A 14,920-nucleotide genomic window follows, 5' to 3' on the forward strand; every position below is an offset into this window, starting at 1 on the left:
ATTATGATTTGTATATTAAATGAGTGATATTACGGATTGGATTCAATTTGCTGTGCTATTTCCCACAGTTCATCCCCCAGGGCCTGACCAAGGGCTTTCCCGTCAGAGACCCGGCAGGGAAGATATTGCGCCTGCTCCGGCAGGTCGTATTTCCATTCGTCAAGGAAAAACTCTAAGGAGACCCAGCCGCCGCCTGTGCCGAAGACATGGACGCCATAGGTATATTGGCCGGTCTGCACTTGTCTTCCGGTGAAGGAGGATGCCAGGATGTTTCGAAGAGGATTCAGGGGAGAGCGGCGGATGCGGATGGATTCCACCTGTTCCAGCAGAGCCTGGCCCTCCGGGGAGTCAGCGTCCACATCCAGGCTGCGGCGCTCATATCCCTGCGCACTGTCGTCGAACCGCTGGATATGGATGTTGATGTCAGCAGGTTCCAGCTCCGGCTTCAAGTCGAAGATACTGACAGGACGGCTATACCAGCCGCACCAGACGATCAACGCCAGCAGCGCCGCTGCAATCGCGAATTTCCAGCCCTTTTTCATACGCGGTTCTTTTCACTCTCAACACGGACAGGGAACATCATCCCAAAATCACAGTGCCTTTTTCCTTTTCTGCCAAGCCCGCTTTGATGCGGTACACGGTGGCGGCGGGCTCCAGCTTGGTCTGCTCGCCGGTGGCCATGTCCTTGCAGGCCACCACGCCGGCGCTGATCTCGTCCTCCCCCAGGAAGATGACGTAGGGGATGCCCAGCTTGTCGGCATAGCTGATTTTCTGCTTGAACTTTTTGTTCTCGCCGTGGATCTGTGCCCGGATGCCGTTCTCCCGCAGCAACGTTGCAAAGGAAATCGCGGCGGACAGGTCATCGGTCATGGGCAGGATCAGCACGTCGGCGGGAGCGGTGGGCAGATCGGGATTCAGCATCCCCTGCTCGCCCAGCACGTAGAACAGTCGGGTCAGACCGATGGAGATGCCCACGCCGGGGAGCTGCTTGTCGGTGTAGTATTCCGCCAGGTTGTCGTAGCGGCCGCCGGAGCAGACGGAGCCGATCTCCGGGTGGTCAAGCAGGGTGGTCTCGTAGACGGTGCCGGTGTAGTAGTCCAGGCCCCGGGCGATGGTCAGGTCCACGGCAAAGTTTTCGGCGGGTACGCCGAAAGCGGCCAGGTACTTCACCACGGTGTTCAGCTCCTCCAGGCCGGTGTCAAACACGTCGCTCCGGCCCTTGTAGCCCTCGAGCGCCGCCAGCACCTCCTCGTTGGTGCCGGTAATGGCGATGAACTTCAAAATTTCGCTGGCCTGCTCCTCGGTGAGGGCGATCTCCTCGTCCATGAGGATAGCCTTCACCTTTTCGGGGCCGATCTTGTCCAGCTTGTCCACAGTGCGCATGATGTCGCCGGATTTCTCCGTCAGGCCCAGCATGGCGTAGAAACCGTTCAGAATTTTCCGGTTGTTGACCCGGATCTGGAACCGCTTCAATCCCAGCGTGGAGAAGGTCTTGTAAATGATGGCGGGGATCTCCGCCTCGTTGGTGATGGAGAGCTTGCCGTCGCCGATGATGTCGATGTCCGCCTGGTAGAACTCCCGGAACCGGCCCCGCTGGGCCCGCTCGCCCCGATACACCTTGCCGATCTGGTAGCGGCGGAAGGGGAACGTCAGGTCGTTGTAGTGCAGGGCCACGTACTTGGCCAGAGGTACCGTCAGGTCAAACCGCAGGGCCAGGTCAGCGTCGCCCTTCTGGAAGCGGTAGATCTGCTTCTCGGTCTCGCCGCCGCCCTTTGCCAGCAGCACGTCGCTGGACTCGATGACAGGGGTGTCCAGGGGGGTGAAGCCGTACAGGGAGTAGGTGCGGCGCAGCACCTCCATGATGCGCTCCATCTGCTGCTGGGGCGCGGGGAGGAGCTCCATAAAGCCGGACAGCGTCCGGGGGGTCATTTTAGCCATGCTGATACTCCTTCTTTCGATAGGTTGATAATTAGAAAGCGCGACAGGACGTAAAAAAGAATGCTCCCGTCCCAACATTTTGGGACGAGAGCGAACATTCGCTTCGTGGTGCCACCCAAATTCAAGGCCTGGCAGGGCCTCCTTTGGCCTCCTGTTACGGGGAGGGAGCCGTGGGCGTTTCCGCCCCCGCTCCGCCGCTGTCCTTCGTCCAGTCCGAACAAGGCGCTTTCAGCTTGCTGCGCCTCTCTCTGCGGATCGGTCTCTGAATTACTGCTGCGGCATCTTTGCGGTGAAATCACGCACAGATTGTATCTGGTTTTTCCGAAAATGTCAAGCGATAGGCCGGTTGGAGGGATTCACGATGCAGCGCCAGTCCAGATCGCCCCGGGCGAGGCCCAGCACCAGCATCTCCGCCGTGGCGATGTTGCTGGCGAAGGGGATGTTGTTTTGGTCGCACAGCCGGGAGATATAGGAGATCTCGCCCGCCATGCTCTCATTGCTGGGGTCGTTGAAGAACAGCACCAGATCGAACTCGTTGTAGGCAATGCGGGCGCCGATCTGCTGGCTGCCGCCATGGGCGTAGGATAGGAAACAGTGGACGTTGAGTCCGGTGGCGTCGGCCACCATGTGGCCGGTGGCGTTGGTGGCGTAGATCTGGTGCTGGGAGAGAATGCCGGCGTAGGCGGTGCAGAACTGTACCATCAGCTCCTTTTTGTTGTCGTGGGACATCAGCGCGATATTCATGGGTGGAGCTCCTTTCTCTTCTATTTGATACGCAGCAGGGGGACTCTCCCGCCCTGGATGCGTTTTGCGATGTTGCGGTAAGCGGAGGCGGCAGGGCATTGACTGTTGTCGAGAAGCAGCGGCACGCCCCGGTTCAGGCTGAGGAGCAGGGCGTCGTCCTCGGGCACCACGCCCAACAGAGGCAGGCCCGCCTTGTCGATGGCGTCGTCGATGGTGGCGTGCATGCTGCGGAGCATTTTTTTCCGCACCCGGTTCACTACCAGATGCAGCTTCCCGGTGCCGAACCGCTCCAGCTCCATGACGGTATGCTGGGCGTCCCGCAGGGAGGAGGCGTCGGTGGTAGTCACCACCACGCACCGGTCGGCGGCGGCGGTAGCCAGCAGGAAGCCCATGCCCAGCCCCGCCGGCGCGTCCAGCAGGCAGTAGTCAAACCGTTCTCGGATGTCCCGGAGGAGCTTTGCCATCTGTTCCTCGGTCGCCGGGCGGCCCCGGCTGCGGACAGGCGCCGTCAGCAGAAACAGTCCCGGCAGGTGGGGATGCTCCACCACAGCCGCCGCCAGGGGACAGCGGTTCTGGGCCACATCGGAGAAATCCATCAGCGCCCGGTCGGAGAGGCCCAGAGCCAAGTCCAGGTTTCGGAGGCCCACATCACAGTCCAGGCACAGCACCCGCTTGCCGGATTGTGCCAGCGCGGCGCTGACGCCGGCGGTAAAGGACGTCTTGCCTGTGCCGCCCTTGCCGGATACCACGGCGATGCATTGTCCCCGCCGTTCCATGGGGCCCCTCCTCTCACAAAAATTTGTGTACTATTATACCACAAATTTCTTATTCGTAAAGCATTTGTTCCGCAAAAAAAGCCAAATCCCGCATTTTATTCTATTATAGCGGATTCTTTTTGATTTTTGCAAATGCTCTGGGATATTTTTTCGGCGTCTCCCGCGCTTTTTTGATGACAATGGCCCGGTGGCGGATCTCCGTCCCAGGAATGTCATAATCCACTACCCGGTCCACCGTTCCGCCCAGCACTTCAATGGCGCGGCGGGCGGAATCCAGTTCCGCCCCGGCGTCCACGGACTTCATGGAGATGAAGGAGCCGCCCACGTTTACCAGCGGCAGGCACAGCTCGCACAGCAGGGGAAGGGCGGCCACGGCCCGGCTGGTCACCAGGTCAAAGCTCTCCCGGCGGTCCGCCGCGAATTCCTCGGCCCGGGCGTGGACACATTCCACGTCCGCCAGGCCCAGGTCGCCGCAAACTTCCTTTAAAAACTCCACCCGCTTATTCAGCGCGTCCAGCAGCGTCAGGTGCATAGACGGCTCGATAATGCGCAGCGGCACGCCGGGGAAACCGGCCCCGGTGCCCACATCCGCCACGGTTTTCTCTTTGAAATCCGCAATGGTCAGCAAGGCGGCGCTGTCCAGAAAGTGGAGCCGGGCGATGTCCGCCGGTTCGGTGATGGCGGTCAGGTTCATGACCTTGTTCTTCTCCACCAGCAAGTCCGCATACCGGATCAGGGCGGGAATGCCGTCCGCCGGAAGCCCCAGTGCGGTCAGACCATCTTGCAGGAGCTGTTCCATTACTTCTGTTCCTTCAGCAGGTCGCGGATCTCCGTCAGCAGCTTCTCCTCGGCGGAGGGCTCGGGGGGAGCGGGAGGCGCGGCGGGAGCCTCTTCCTTCTTGCGGTGCAGGCTGTTCAGGAACTTGATGAGGCAGAACACCGCGAAGGCGATGATGAGGAAGTCGATGATGGTGGCCAGGAAGGAACCGTAGCGGATGGCGACCTCGGTGCTGGCATCGATGACGCCGTCAGCGCCGGCCACGGCCTGCTTGAGTACGATCTTCCAGTTGGAGAAGTCCACGCCGCCGGTGAGCATGGAGACGGCGGGCATGATGATGTCGTTGACGAGGGAGGTGGAGATCTTGCCGAACGCGCCGCCGATGATAACGCCGACGGCCATGTCCATCACGTTACCCCGGGCGATGAATTTTTTGAATTCCGCAATAAAACCTGTATCCTTTGCCATTGTTCTATACCTCCTGTTATATAATTTATAAATTATACGATTCGGAATTTATACGGCTGTTTAAAATGCCGTGCAAAGGGGGAAGTTTATCATTTTTTGGGGACCAGCACCTTAGTGCCGCCCATGTAGGGCTGCAGGACTTCGGGGATGACCACGGTGCCGTCGGCCTGAAGGTTGTTTTCCAGGAAAGCGATCAGCATGCGGGGAGGCGCCACGCAGGTGTTGTTCAGGGTGTGGCACAGCTGCATCCTGCCGTTCTCGTCCTTGTAGCGGATGCGCAGGCGGCGGGCCTGGGCGTCGCCCAGGTTGGAGCAGGAACAGACCTCGAAGTACTTCTGCTGGCGGGGAGACCAGGCTTCGATGTCGCAGCTCTTGACCTTCAGGTCAGCCAGGTCGCCGGAGCAGCACTCCAGCTGGCGGACGGGAATGTTCATAGAGCGGAACAGCTCCACGGAGAATCGCCACAGCTTTTCGTACCAGTCCTTGGACTCCTCGGGTTTGCAGACCACGATCATCTCCTGCTTCTCGAACTGGTGGATGCGGTAGACACCGCGTTCCTCGATGCCGTGGGCGCCCTTCTCCTTGCGGAAGCAGGGAGAGTAGGAGGTCAGGGTCTGGGGCAGCTTCTCACCGGGGATGATCTGGTCGATAAAGCGGCCGATCATGGAGTGCTCGGAGGTGCCGATGAGGTACAAGTCCTCGCCTTCGATCTTGTACATCATGCCGTCCATGTCGGTCTGGGACATGACGCCCTCCACCACGTTGCCGTGGATCATAAAGGGAGGGATGCAGTAGGTGAAGCCCTTGCCGATCATAAAGTCACGGCCATAGGCCAGCACAGCCTCATGGAGCCGGGCAATGTCGCCCAGCAGGTAGTAGAAGCCGTTGCCGGAGACGCGGCCGGCGGCGTCCAGGTCGATGCCGTCGAAGCTCTCCATAATTTCGGTGTGATAGGGAATGGGGAAGTCAGGCACTTTGGCCTCGCCGAACCGCTCCACCTCCACGTTGCAGGAGTCATCGGGGCCCAGAGGCACGGAGTCGTCGATCATCTGGGGAATGACCAGCATCCGCTTGTGCAGCTCTTCCTCCAGCTCGTTCTCCAGTTTTTCCAGCTCTGCCAGGCGGTCGGCCTGCTCCTTGACCTGCTGCTTCACAGCCTCGGCCTCTGCCAGTTTGCTGGGGTCCTTCTTGGCCTGTCCCATCAGCATACCGATCTGCTTGGACAGGGTGTTGCGGTTGCTGCGGAGCTGGTCGGCCTCGGCGATGGCGGCGCGGCGCTTGGCGTCCAGGTCGATGACTTCATCCACCAGAGGCAGCTTTGCGTCCTGGAACTTCTTTTTGATGTTTTCCTTCACTGCGTCGGGATTCTCCCGGATAAAACGAATGTCAAGCATAAAATGTTCTCCTCTATTATTGATTCAGAATATCAAACATCATGTTTCACGTGAAACATTCAGGGTTTTTCGTCTGCCAGTTTTGCCTCCACCGCGTCTTTCAGCTCCCGCCAGCGGACGGCGGGGGCGGTGACGCCGTTTTCACTCTTGTCGGACAAGGCACCGGGCAGTCCGGCCGCTTCCGCGTCCTCAATGGTCCTGACGCAGGCGTCCAGGTTCTGGTTCAGGTAATTCTGCTGCAGGGTATACAGCGCCAGCAGCGCGTCCTGCTCCTGCCGCAGGCTTTTTTCCAGTGCGCCGCGCTCTTGCTCGCTTTTTTCCAGCTTTTCATTTGCGCGGTCCAGCTCTTCCTCGGTGACCGCCAGCTTATCCTGGAGGTCAATGATCTTCTCCTGGCTGGCCTGGACCTCCTGCATGGTGCTGACGGAGTTCTGCAGCTGACCCAGGGCTTCGGTGTTGCTCCGCTGGTGCATGAAGAAGGAGAGCGCCATCAGCAGAAACGCCGCGATAAACAGGATCATAATATAGATGACGACGGGCTTGTTTCCGCCCGGTTTTTCCTCCTGGGGGGCGGGTGTTCCGGCGGCATCCCGTTTTTCAAATTTCATGGGGCTTGTCCTTTCTCCGCAGCAGGGCCAGTGCATCCAGCAGATCGTTCAGGTCATCCAGCCCGTAGTACTCCAACTCAATGCGGCCCTTTTTGCGGCCCGTCACAATGCGCACGCCCCGCCCTAGCTTGCTGGACAGCTCCTTTTGAGCCTCCGCGGTGTAATCTACCTGATTGGCGGGCGCTTCTTTCTTCGGCTTTTTCTCCGCCGCCAGCCGCTTGGCTAGGGCTTCTGCCTGCCGAACGGACAGCCCGCCGTCAATAATAGCGTTGGCGGCCCGGACCTGCAGGGCAGGGGGGAGGGGGATCAGCGCCCGGGCGTGGCCCGCGGTCAGCGCCTTTTCCTGCAATTTTTTCTGCACGGAGGGCTCCAGATCCAGCAGCCGCAGGGCGTTGGTGACGGCGCTGCGGGATTTTCCGACCCGCTGTGCCGCCTCCTCCTGAGTCATGTGGTACTGCTTCGTCAGGGTCTGATACCCCATGGCCTCTTCGATGGGGTCCAGGTCCTCCCGCTGGAGGTTCTCAATCATGGCCAGCTCGGCGGCTTTCCGGTCGTCGGCCTCAATGACCGTCACCGGCACCTCCTGCAGGCCCGCCAAACGGGCAGCCCGCCACCGGCGTTCGCCGGCAATGATCTGATAATACCCGGAGGTCAGCTTCCGCACGGTCAGCGGCTGGATAATGCCGTGTTCCCGGATGGAATCCGCCAACTGTGCCAGCGCCTCCTCGTCAAAGTTCTTCCGGGGCTGGGAGGAATTGCTCTCCACTTCTGAAATGGGGAGGTAGAGCGCCCCGGCGGTCTCAGTTTTCAGCACATCGTCGCCCAAAAGGGCGCCGAGACCCCGGCCAAGGCCGGAGGGCTTTTTGGATGCCATGGACAAATGCTCCTTTCCACGTTATTGCTGCTTCTTCAAAAATTCCGCCGCGAGAGCGGTGTAGGCCTCGGCGCCGCGGGAGGTGCGGTCGTAGGCGGTGATGGGCTTGCCGTGGCTGGGCGCCTCAGAAAGCCGCACGTTTCGGGGAATGACGGTGGCGTACACCTTGCCGGGGAAGTAGTGCTTTACCTCCTCCGCCACCTGCAGGGCCAGGTTCGTTCGTCCGTCGAACATCGTGAGGAGCACGCCCTCCAGCTCCAGCCGGGGATTCAGGGAGCGCCGGACAATGCGCACTGTGTTCATCAGGTCGGAAAGGCCCTCCAGAGCGTAGTATTCCCCCTGTACGGGCACCAAAATGGAATCCGAGGCGCACAATGCGTTCAGCGTCAGCAGCTCCAAAGAGGGCGGGCAGTCAATGAAAATGTAATCGTACTTTTCTGCCACTTGCTCCAGGGCGTTCCGCAGCAGAAATTCCCGCTGCTCCATGGCGATCAGCTCGATACCCGCGCCTGCCAGCGCTTTGTTGGAGGGCATCACGTCGCCGTACTTCGTGGCAGTGATGGCATCCCGGGCGGGAATGCTGCCGATGAGCACGTCATAGACGCCCCGGGACACCGTTTTGTCCACGCCCATGCCGGAGGTTGAGTTGGCCTGGGGGTCAAAATCGCACAGCAGGACGCGCTTGCCGGCCTCCGTCAGGGCGGCGGACAGGTTGACGCAGGTGGTGGTCTTTCCCACGCCGCCCTTTTGATTCACAATAGCAATGGTTTTTGCCAAAAAGACACCTGCTTTCCAAAAATCCTCGTAAACATACGACCGTATTATATCAAGGAGAAAAGGCCCTTGCAAGGGTCACCAGAGAAAAAGACGCAAAAAATCCCCGGATGTTTCACGTGAAACATCCGGGGAAAGAAGGTATGGAGTTTTGAGACATGTTTCACGTGAAACATACGGCGCTTACCCCAGCAGCAGGCCCTCGCAGGGACCCAGCCTCAGGACCAGCCTGCCGTCCACGGGCGTGAACGCCCGGCCGGAGACCAGGTCTGTGCAGCTCTCCCAGGGCCAGTCCAGGGTCCAGGTTTCGGCCGTATCACCGGCATTCAGTACCGTGACGCTGCGCTCTCCCGCGGATTCCCGGGCAAACGCCAGCAGCCGCCCCCGGGCCTCCAGCCACCGGATGCCGCCCCTGCGCAGGGAGGAGCGCTGCTTACGCAGATTGCCCAGCAGGGCAAAATGATCCCGGATGGCCGTGTTCTCCCGGTCCCAGGGGTAAGTCCTCCGGTTGAAGGGGTCCTCCCAGCCCTCCATACCGGCCTCGTCGCCGTAGTAGACCGTAGGCACGCCGGGAAAGGTAAACAGGGTCAGCGCCGCCAGCCGCAGCAGAGCGGTGCCCCGCTCCCGCTGGGCGGGGGAGAGGTGGAAGGAAGCCCGTTCCTCCTTGGAGGCTGGCGCCTCGTCCGCGCCCAGCACCGTCAGGATGCGGGCGGTGTCGTGGGTACCCAGGAAGTTCATGTTGGCGTAAAAGGCCTCCGGCGGGTAGTTTTCCCGGAGGGTCTCCATGGATTCCATAAAGCCGGCGGCGTCGCCGCCTTTCAGATAGGTCAGCAGCGCCGTGCGGAAGGGATAGTTCATCACGCCGTGGAGCTCGTTGCCCAGCAGATACCTGCGCCGCTGGGAGTAGGCGATCTTGTTGGAAGCGTCCTCCCACACCTCGCCGATCAGCAGTCCGTCAGCCTCGGTGTCCTCCACGGCTTCCCGGGCCTTTTCAATAAACCAGTCCGGCAGCTCGTCCGCCACATCCAGCCGCCAGCCGGAAGCGCCGGCGCGCAGCCAGCGGCGGATGATGGAATTTTTCCCGCCGATGATGTAGTCTACGTAGCTGGCCGCGTCCTCCCGGACGGCGGGCAGGGTACGGATGCCCCACCAGGCGTCGTAGTCGTCAGGCCAGGGATGAAACGAGAACCAATCCGAATAAGGCGAGTCAGGGCTTTGGGCGGCGCCTACCGTGGGATAGAATCCGTCGGCGTTGAAGTAAATGCTCTGGGAGCCGGTGTGGTTGAACACGCCGTCCAGGATCACCCGGATGCCCCGCTCCTTCGCCTGGGCGCATAGGGTTTTAAAATCTTCTTCCGTGCCCAAAAAGGGGTCGATTTTGGAATAATCAGCGGTGTTGTAGCGGTGGTTGGAGGCGGATTCAAAAATGGGGTTCAGGTAGATCGTCGTCACGCCCAAAGCCGCCAGTTCATCCAGCTTGTCGGTGATACCGGCAAGAGAACCGCCAAAAAAGTCCCGGTTCCGCACCTCTCCGTCCGGATCCGGCCTCCAAGTGGGCGCTTCGTCCCAATTTTCATGGACCCAGCGGTTTCCCACCAGCCCCTCCGGATTTGGAACAGACAGCCGCTGGAACCTATCTGGAAATATTTGGTAAACCATGCCCTCGCCGTACCACTCCGGCACCTGGCTTTTCCGGTAGACGGTGAGCTGCCAGGACAGGGGTTGGCCGTCGCTGCGGTAGCCGGTGCGGTCCAGATCGCAGCCGGAGCCGTCGTCCCGCCAGAAGCGGAAGTGGTACCAGACCAGCTCCGGTTCCTCCGGGGCCCGGAATACGGTGGAAAAGCACACCCGGTCGCCCAGGAACCCTGCGGGAGACAGCTCGATCTCCTGCCCTTTCCCGGAAAACTCCCGGTACAGGACCAGAGCGCAGTGGGTAAAGCCCTCACTGGACAGGGGGCGGCAGGTAAAGGTGACCTCCTGGCCGCAGACCACGGCGCCGAAGGGCGTTTTGCAGAGCTCGCAGCGGGGGTCGAAAACAAACGGTTCACTCATGGGAGGTAACTCCTTGTTGAAGATTGATCGGGACGGGAAGAGGCGGATGGTCCGCTGTATCAGGGGAGGAGCTGATTTTCGCCGATGACGGCGGTGCCGATCTCGTCGGCGGAGAAATAGGAATTCAGGATCGTCACGGCGGTGGAAGCCAGCGCCGCGCCGGCGTCGCCCTGCTCGATGACGATGGCCAGGGCGATCTCCGGCTCATCATAAGGCGCGAAGCACACGAACACGCCGTTGTTCTTCACGTTTCCGCCCAGCTGCGCGGTGCCGGTCTTGGCGCCGGCTGTCACGGTGCAGTCCTTGAAGGAGCTGTACACCATGCCGCCGGGCTGGGTGTAGCCCAGCATACCTTCTTTGATGGCCTGGAGGGTGCTGTCGCTGAACTCCACGGTGTTGACGGGCTGGGTGTTTCCAACCGCCACCACTTCGGAGTTGTCATAGGCTTTGACGGCCTTCAACAGGTGGGCCTGGCAGTGCTTGCCGCCGGAGACCAGGGTCGCGATGTAGTTGGCAAGCTGCAGGGGAGTAAACAGGTTGTCGGACTGGCCGATGGCCGCCTGGGTGGTCTCGCCGCCGTACCAGACGCCGCCGCTGGCCTCCCGTTCCTCACGGCCCGCCAGCACGCCGGCGCTGTCGCCGATCTCGATGCCGGTGTTTTCGCCCAGCCCGAAGGCGCTGGCGTATTTGTTCAGGGCGTCGATGCCCAGCCGGTAGCCCATCTCATAGAAAAACACGTTGCAGGAGTTGGTGATGGCCTGGGTGACATTCAGCTTTCCGTGGCCGCTCCGCTTCCAGCAGTGCGCCTTGAAGGGCTCGGTGCCCTCGATCATCTCGGGATAGTACCACACGCCGGGGTCGTTGATCTTCTCCGTCAGCGTCACCGCGCCTTCCTCCAGCGCCGCCAGGGCGGTGAGGGGCTTGAAGGTGGAGCCGGGGGCGTAGGTGCCCTGAGTGGCCCGGTTGAAGAAGGGGCGGGCGGGGTCCTCGGTCAATGCCTTGTTGACCTCCGGCTGGCGGTAGGTGGACAGGTCATAGGTGGGGTAGGAGGCCAGCGCCAGCACCTCGCCGGTGCCGACCTTGACCACCGCCGCTCCTGCGCCCCGCTTTGCGTTGCCGTCCTCGGCGGTCATTTTGGAGACGGTCTCCGCCAGCGCGTCCTCCACGGTCTTCTGCAGTTCCAGGTCGATAGTCAGTTCCACGGTGCTGCCTGGCTCCGGTTCCGTCTCGTAATATTGGCCGGTGATCTTTCCCTCGTCGTTGACGGATACCACCCGGGTGCCGTCGGTGCCCTTGAGGTATTGCTCGAACGCGGCCTCCACGCCGGATTTGCCCACCATGTCGTCCCAGCGGTAACCCTCGCCCAGGCTGGCAAGCTCCTCCTTGGAGCTGATGGCGCCCACGGTGCCCAGAATGTGGGCGGCATAGGTGGTCTGGTATTCCCGCTGGGAGGAGGTGGTCACCTTGGCGCCGGCGTAGCGGCCGTCGGTCACCAGGGAGATGAATTCGGTGTCGATGTCCTCCGTCAGCACGCAGCTGGTGTAGCCGTTGGCACGCCGGAGGGCCAGCTCATAGCGGACGCCCATCACCTGCCGCTGCTCCCGCATGGAAAGGGTCTCGGGGATCTGAAATTCCTCGCACAGCATCTCCAGCAGGGCGGCGGAGGTCAGCCCCGCGCTGTTCAGCACCTGTTCGGTGAGGGCGGAGGAGGGGAAACGCTTCAGCAGCGCGTCGGCCTGCTTTTCCGGGGTCAGAGCGGTCTCCGAGCCGTCTCCGGCGGTCTGCGCCTCTTCCGGCTCCGACACCAGCTCCGGGTGCTCCAGCAAATAATTGCCCAGCGTTTTTTTCGCCTTCTCCAGCGATCTCAGATAGGTGAGGAACCGGCCGCGCTGGGTGTCGGACAGCTGGTCCACGGTATAGGCGTAAGGCGCCTCGGTGCGGATGGGCAGGTTGTCCACCCAGGTCATGTCCCGCTCCTGGCATAGCTGGATGAGCCGCAGGATGGACTGGTTGACGTCCTCTCCGTCTTTCAGGAGGCTGGTGTCGAAGGAGAGGTCGTAGGCGGAGCTGTTGGAGACCAGCGTCCGCCCGCTGCGGTCGGTGATGATGCCCCGGGAGGCGCTGACCGTCTCCTCTTTGGCGATGGAGTGGACGGACTTGGCCAGATATTCCTCATGGTCAAGGACCTGGGTGTTGAACAGGATCCCCAGGTAGACCAGCAGGATCACGGCCAGAAAGCCCGCCAGCGCGTATAATCGGATATGTTGGTTCTTTGGATCCATGGGTTCTCCTTTGGTATCAGTCGTCCCGGTGAGCCCTGCGGTGCACGGCCCGGTACAGCGCCGTGGCAGGGACCGTCAGGGGTGCGGTGACGCAGAACTCCCGCAGCATCAGAAAAGCGGCGGCACTCCAGGCGCCGCTGCCCCTCAGCCACAGCAGCACGGCGGCAAAGAAGTCAGTGAGAAGAAAAGCGGCGGCAGTGACAGCCAGGGAGCAGAGAAAGCCCGCCGGCAGCAGGTTCCGGGCCAGCAGGGCGGCGCACAGCCCCACCACAGGAAATACCAGCGTGTAAAAGCAGGGGATGGGACCGGGCAGGATGAGGTCGCAGACCACGCCTACCGCCAGCGCGAAAGCCGTCCCGGGCACCGGCCCCTCATAAGCGGCGGGGATCGCCGCCAGCAGGGGATAGACGAAGGGAATGACCCCCCAGAAGGTGAACCGCTGGAGGAACATCTCCTGCACCGCCAGACACAGCACCGTGGCGGCGGCGTACAGCACCCATTTCAAGATGGTTTCGTTTCGGGCCAGCAAGGGCTGCGCCTCCTTACGTCACAATGTCGAAGGACTTAATGATAAAAACCTCCGCCAGCTGGTCGAAATCCACCTTCGGCGCCAGAATAGCGTAGGCGGCGGCACCGGAATCGTCCAGCTGGACCTCCTCCACGGAGCCGATGACCAGCCCGGAGGGATAAAACCCGCCAAGGCCCGAGGTCACCACCAGGTCGCCGCTGAGAAGCTGGCAGTCAGCGGGCAGATAGTCCAGCCGCAGGCGGCCCTCCTCCATCAGGGAGAAGTCGCCCTGCGCCAGCCCCAGGTCGCCGGTGCGGAACACCTGGGCGCCCAGGGAGGTGTCGGTGTCCGCCAGGGTCAGGAGGCGGGACCAGTTGAGGCCCACCTCGCAGATCGTGCCCACCATGGCGCCGGTCTCGTCAATGACGCAGTCATTTACCTCCACGCCGTGCTGGGAGCCCTTGTTCAGCGTCAGGGCGGAGGTCCAGTTGGTCACGGTGTGTTCAGTGATGAGGGCGGCCTCCAGGTCGCCGGTGATGTCCCGCCGCTGCTCCCGCAGATTCAAAAGCTCCCGCAGGCGGGCGTTTTCGGCGCTGTCGGCCTCCGCCTGGCGGACGGCGTCCTCCATCTCTGCCAGCTGGCGGCGCAGCGCGGCATTTTCCGACTCTAGGGCGGTGGTGTCCTTGTAGTAATTCTGCTTGTCGTTGAACCAGGTGGCCACGGCGGTGTACGCCGCCCGGAAGGGCGCCGCGATGGTGTTGGCGGCGTTGACCAGCGGTGAGGACGTATAACTCAAAACGGACATGACGGCCAGCGCCACGGCAATGACCGCCGCGGCGAACAGGACCCAAAGCCCGTGCTCTTTCAGGAAATTCTTCAAAGAAATAACCCCTTTTGAACAGCCTAAAGATTTCAATGATTTTCGCCGCGGCGTGTACGTGGCGAAAATATATTGACCTGAGCGCCTTTACCCGCGGGGGGTATGCGATATCCGTAAGGCGCTAAAGCGCCAACGGCTATCCAAGGGCGCGTTCACCAGTGACCGCGTCACTGGTGTAGGGGAATCTACTGCGCAGCCGTTAGCAGCTTTGCTGCTTTACGGATGCGGCGTGCCCCTTGCGGGCAAAGGGGGGACGAAGTCCCCTCTTTACCATAGGGTGATACCGAATTGCTCCAGCATACGGCTCAGCCGCAGCAGCGGCAGGCCCATGACATTGAAAAAGTCGCCCCGGATGCCCTCCACCAGCAGGGAGCCCTTTCCCTGGATGCCGTAGGCCCCGGCCTTGTCCATGGGCTCGCCGGTGGCGATATAGGCCAGCAGTTCCTTTTCGGAAGCGGGCCGGAAGATGACCTCCGTCTCCTCGCTCCCGGTGACGGCGCGGCCGCCCTGCCGGACGGTGACGCCGGTGCAGACGGTGTGGTGCCGTCCCTGGAGGGCGGTCAGCATCCGCAGGGCGTCGGCCTCGTCGGAGGGCTTGCCCAGCCGTGCGTCGTCCAGAAATACCATGGTGTCGGCGGTAATGACGATCTCGTCCGCCGTGCACAGCTTCGCGGCGGCATCCGCCTTTTCCCGGGAGATATACTCCACGATCTGCCGGGGGGACAGGCCCTCCGGGTAAGTTTCCTCCGTCTCCGGCACCCGGATGTCGAACTCCGTGATGCCCATGCGCCGCAGCAGCTCCTGCCGCCGGGGGGAGGCGGAGGCCAAAACGATGTGTGCCATAG

General features: G+C 61.7%; 15 protein-coding genes. All 15 read right to left on the reverse strand.

Annotated features, from left to right (window positions below):
- Positions 1-29: 29 nt before the first annotated feature.
- The gene (locus JQM68_RS03315) at positions 30-542 is read right to left on the reverse strand and encodes a hypothetical protein (protein ID WP_235221494.1); all 513 of its coding nucleotides are present in this window, start codon (positions 540-542) and stop codon (positions 30-32) included.
- A 37-nt stretch (positions 543-579) separates the two neighbouring features.
- Positions 580-1,938, reverse strand: a complete 1,359-nt coding sequence (gene hisS / locus JQM68_RS03320) for a histidine--tRNA ligase (RefSeq protein WP_235221495.1) — start codon at positions 1,936-1,938, stop codon at positions 580-582.
- 330 nt (positions 1,939-2,268) lie between these two features.
- Complete coding sequence (locus JQM68_RS03325; protein WP_235221496.1) at positions 2,269-2,682, reverse strand: methylglyoxal synthase; 414 nt, start codon at positions 2,680-2,682, stop codon at positions 2,269-2,271.
- Between the two features lie 20 nt (positions 2,683-2,702).
- Positions 2,703-3,458, reverse strand: coding sequence for a septum site-determining protein MinD (minD, locus tag JQM68_RS03330; protein ID WP_235221497.1), 756 nt, complete (start codon positions 3,456-3,458; stop codon positions 2,703-2,705).
- A 103-nt stretch (positions 3,459-3,561) separates the two neighbouring features.
- Entirely contained in the window at positions 3,562-4,257 is a 696-nt protein-coding gene (rsmG, locus tag JQM68_RS03335) for a 16S rRNA (guanine(527)-N(7))-methyltransferase RsmG (protein WP_235221498.1), read from the reverse strand.
- Positions 4,257-4,703, reverse strand: coding sequence for a large-conductance mechanosensitive channel protein MscL (gene mscL / locus JQM68_RS03340; RefSeq protein WP_235221499.1), 447 nt, complete (start codon positions 4,701-4,703; stop codon positions 4,257-4,259). Before mscL ends, rsmG begins: the two co-directional genes overlap by 1 nt.
- Before the next feature lie 89 nt (positions 4,704-4,792).
- Positions 4,793-6,097 carry a serine--tRNA ligase gene (serS, locus tag JQM68_RS03345; RefSeq protein WP_235221500.1) on the reverse strand — a complete coding sequence of 435 codons (1,305 nt, stop codon included), beginning with the start codon at positions 6,095-6,097 and terminating at the stop codon, positions 4,793-4,795.
- Positions 6,098-6,156: 59 nt separating this feature from the next.
- Positions 6,157-6,705, reverse strand: coding sequence for a hypothetical protein (locus tag JQM68_RS03350; protein ID WP_235221501.1), 549 nt, complete (start codon positions 6,703-6,705; stop codon positions 6,157-6,159).
- On the reverse strand, positions 6,695-7,579 hold the full coding sequence (locus JQM68_RS03355; protein WP_235221502.1) for a ParB/RepB/Spo0J family partition protein: 885 nt from the start codon (positions 7,577-7,579) through the stop codon (positions 6,695-6,697). The genes JQM68_RS03350 and JQM68_RS03355 overlap by 11 nt, the downstream gene beginning before the upstream one ends.
- A 21-nt stretch (positions 7,580-7,600) precedes the next feature.
- Positions 7,601-8,356 carry a ParA family protein gene (locus JQM68_RS03360; protein ID WP_235221503.1) on the reverse strand — a complete coding sequence of 252 codons (756 nt, stop codon included), beginning with the start codon at positions 8,354-8,356 and terminating at the stop codon, positions 7,601-7,603.
- A 180-nt stretch (positions 8,357-8,536) separates the two neighbouring features.
- The gene (locus JQM68_RS03365) at positions 8,537-10,405 is read right to left on the reverse strand and encodes a glycoside hydrolase family 13 protein (protein ID WP_235221504.1); all 1,869 of its coding nucleotides are present in this window, start codon (positions 10,403-10,405) and stop codon (positions 8,537-8,539) included.
- Between the two features lie 59 nt (positions 10,406-10,464).
- Positions 10,465-12,687 carry a penicillin-binding transpeptidase domain-containing protein gene (locus JQM68_RS03370; protein WP_235221505.1) on the reverse strand — a complete coding sequence of 741 codons (2,223 nt, stop codon included), beginning with the start codon at positions 12,685-12,687 and terminating at the stop codon, positions 10,465-10,467.
- A gap of 16 nt (positions 12,688-12,703) precedes the next feature.
- Positions 12,704-13,216 (reverse strand): hypothetical protein, encoded by a 513-nt coding sequence (locus JQM68_RS03375; RefSeq protein ID WP_235221506.1) that lies wholly within the window; start codon positions 13,214-13,216, stop codon positions 12,704-12,706.
- A gap of 13 nt (positions 13,217-13,229) precedes the next feature.
- Positions 13,230-14,075 carry a rod shape-determining protein MreC gene (mreC, locus tag JQM68_RS03380; protein ID WP_235221507.1) on the reverse strand — a complete coding sequence of 282 codons (846 nt, stop codon included), beginning with the start codon at positions 14,073-14,075 and terminating at the stop codon, positions 13,230-13,232.
- 267 nt (positions 14,076-14,342) lie between these two features.
- Positions 14,343-14,918 (reverse strand): Maf family protein, encoded by a 576-nt coding sequence (locus tag JQM68_RS03385; protein WP_235221508.1) that lies wholly within the window; start codon positions 14,916-14,918, stop codon positions 14,343-14,345.
- Between the last annotated feature and the right edge of the window lie 2 nt (positions 14,919-14,920).

This window comes from Oscillibacter valericigenes (genome assembly GCF_021531435.1).
Classification (GTDB): Bacteria; Bacillota; Clostridia; order Oscillospirales; family Oscillospiraceae; genus Oscillibacter; species Oscillibacter valericigenes_B.

Coding starts and splice junctions, on each gene's coding strand:
- JQM68_RS03315 (WP_235221494.1), bottom strand. CDS start 542: ATGAAAAAGGGCTGGAAATTCGCGATTGCAGCGGCGCTGCTGGCGTTG.
- hisS (WP_235221495.1), bottom strand. CDS start 1,938: ATGGCTAAAATGACCCCCCGGACGCTGTCCGGCTTTATGGAGCTCCTC.
- JQM68_RS03325 (WP_235221496.1), bottom strand. CDS start 2,682: ATGAATATCGCGCTGATGTCCCACGACAACAAAAAGGAGCTGATGGTA.
- minD (WP_235221497.1), bottom strand. CDS start 3,458: ATGGAACGGCGGGGACAATGCATCGCCGTGGTATCCGGCAAGGGCGGC.
- rsmG (WP_235221498.1), bottom strand. CDS start 4,257: ATGGAACAGCTCCTGCAAGATGGTCTGACCGCACTGGGGCTTCCGGCG.
- mscL (WP_235221499.1), bottom strand. CDS start 4,703: ATGGCAAAGGATACAGGTTTTATTGCGGAATTCAAAAAATTCATCGCC.
- serS (WP_235221500.1), bottom strand. CDS start 6,097: ATGCTTGACATTCGTTTTATCCGGGAGAATCCCGACGCAGTGAAGGAA.
- JQM68_RS03350 (WP_235221501.1), bottom strand. CDS start 6,705: ATGAAATTTGAAAAACGGGATGCCGCCGGAACACCCGCCCCCCAGGAG.
- JQM68_RS03355 (WP_235221502.1), bottom strand. CDS start 7,579: ATGGCATCCAAAAAGCCCTCCGGCCTTGGCCGGGGTCTCGGCGCCCTT.
- JQM68_RS03365 (WP_235221504.1), bottom strand. CDS start 10,405: ATGAGTGAACCGTTTGTTTTCGACCCCCGCTGCGAGCTCTGCAAAACG.
- JQM68_RS03370 (WP_235221505.1), bottom strand. CDS start 12,687: ATGGATCCAAAGAACCAACATATCCGATTATACGCGCTGGCGGGCTTT.
- JQM68_RS03385 (WP_235221508.1), bottom strand. CDS start 14,918: ATGGCACACATCGTTTTGGCCTCCGCCTCCCCCCGGCGGCAGGAGCTG.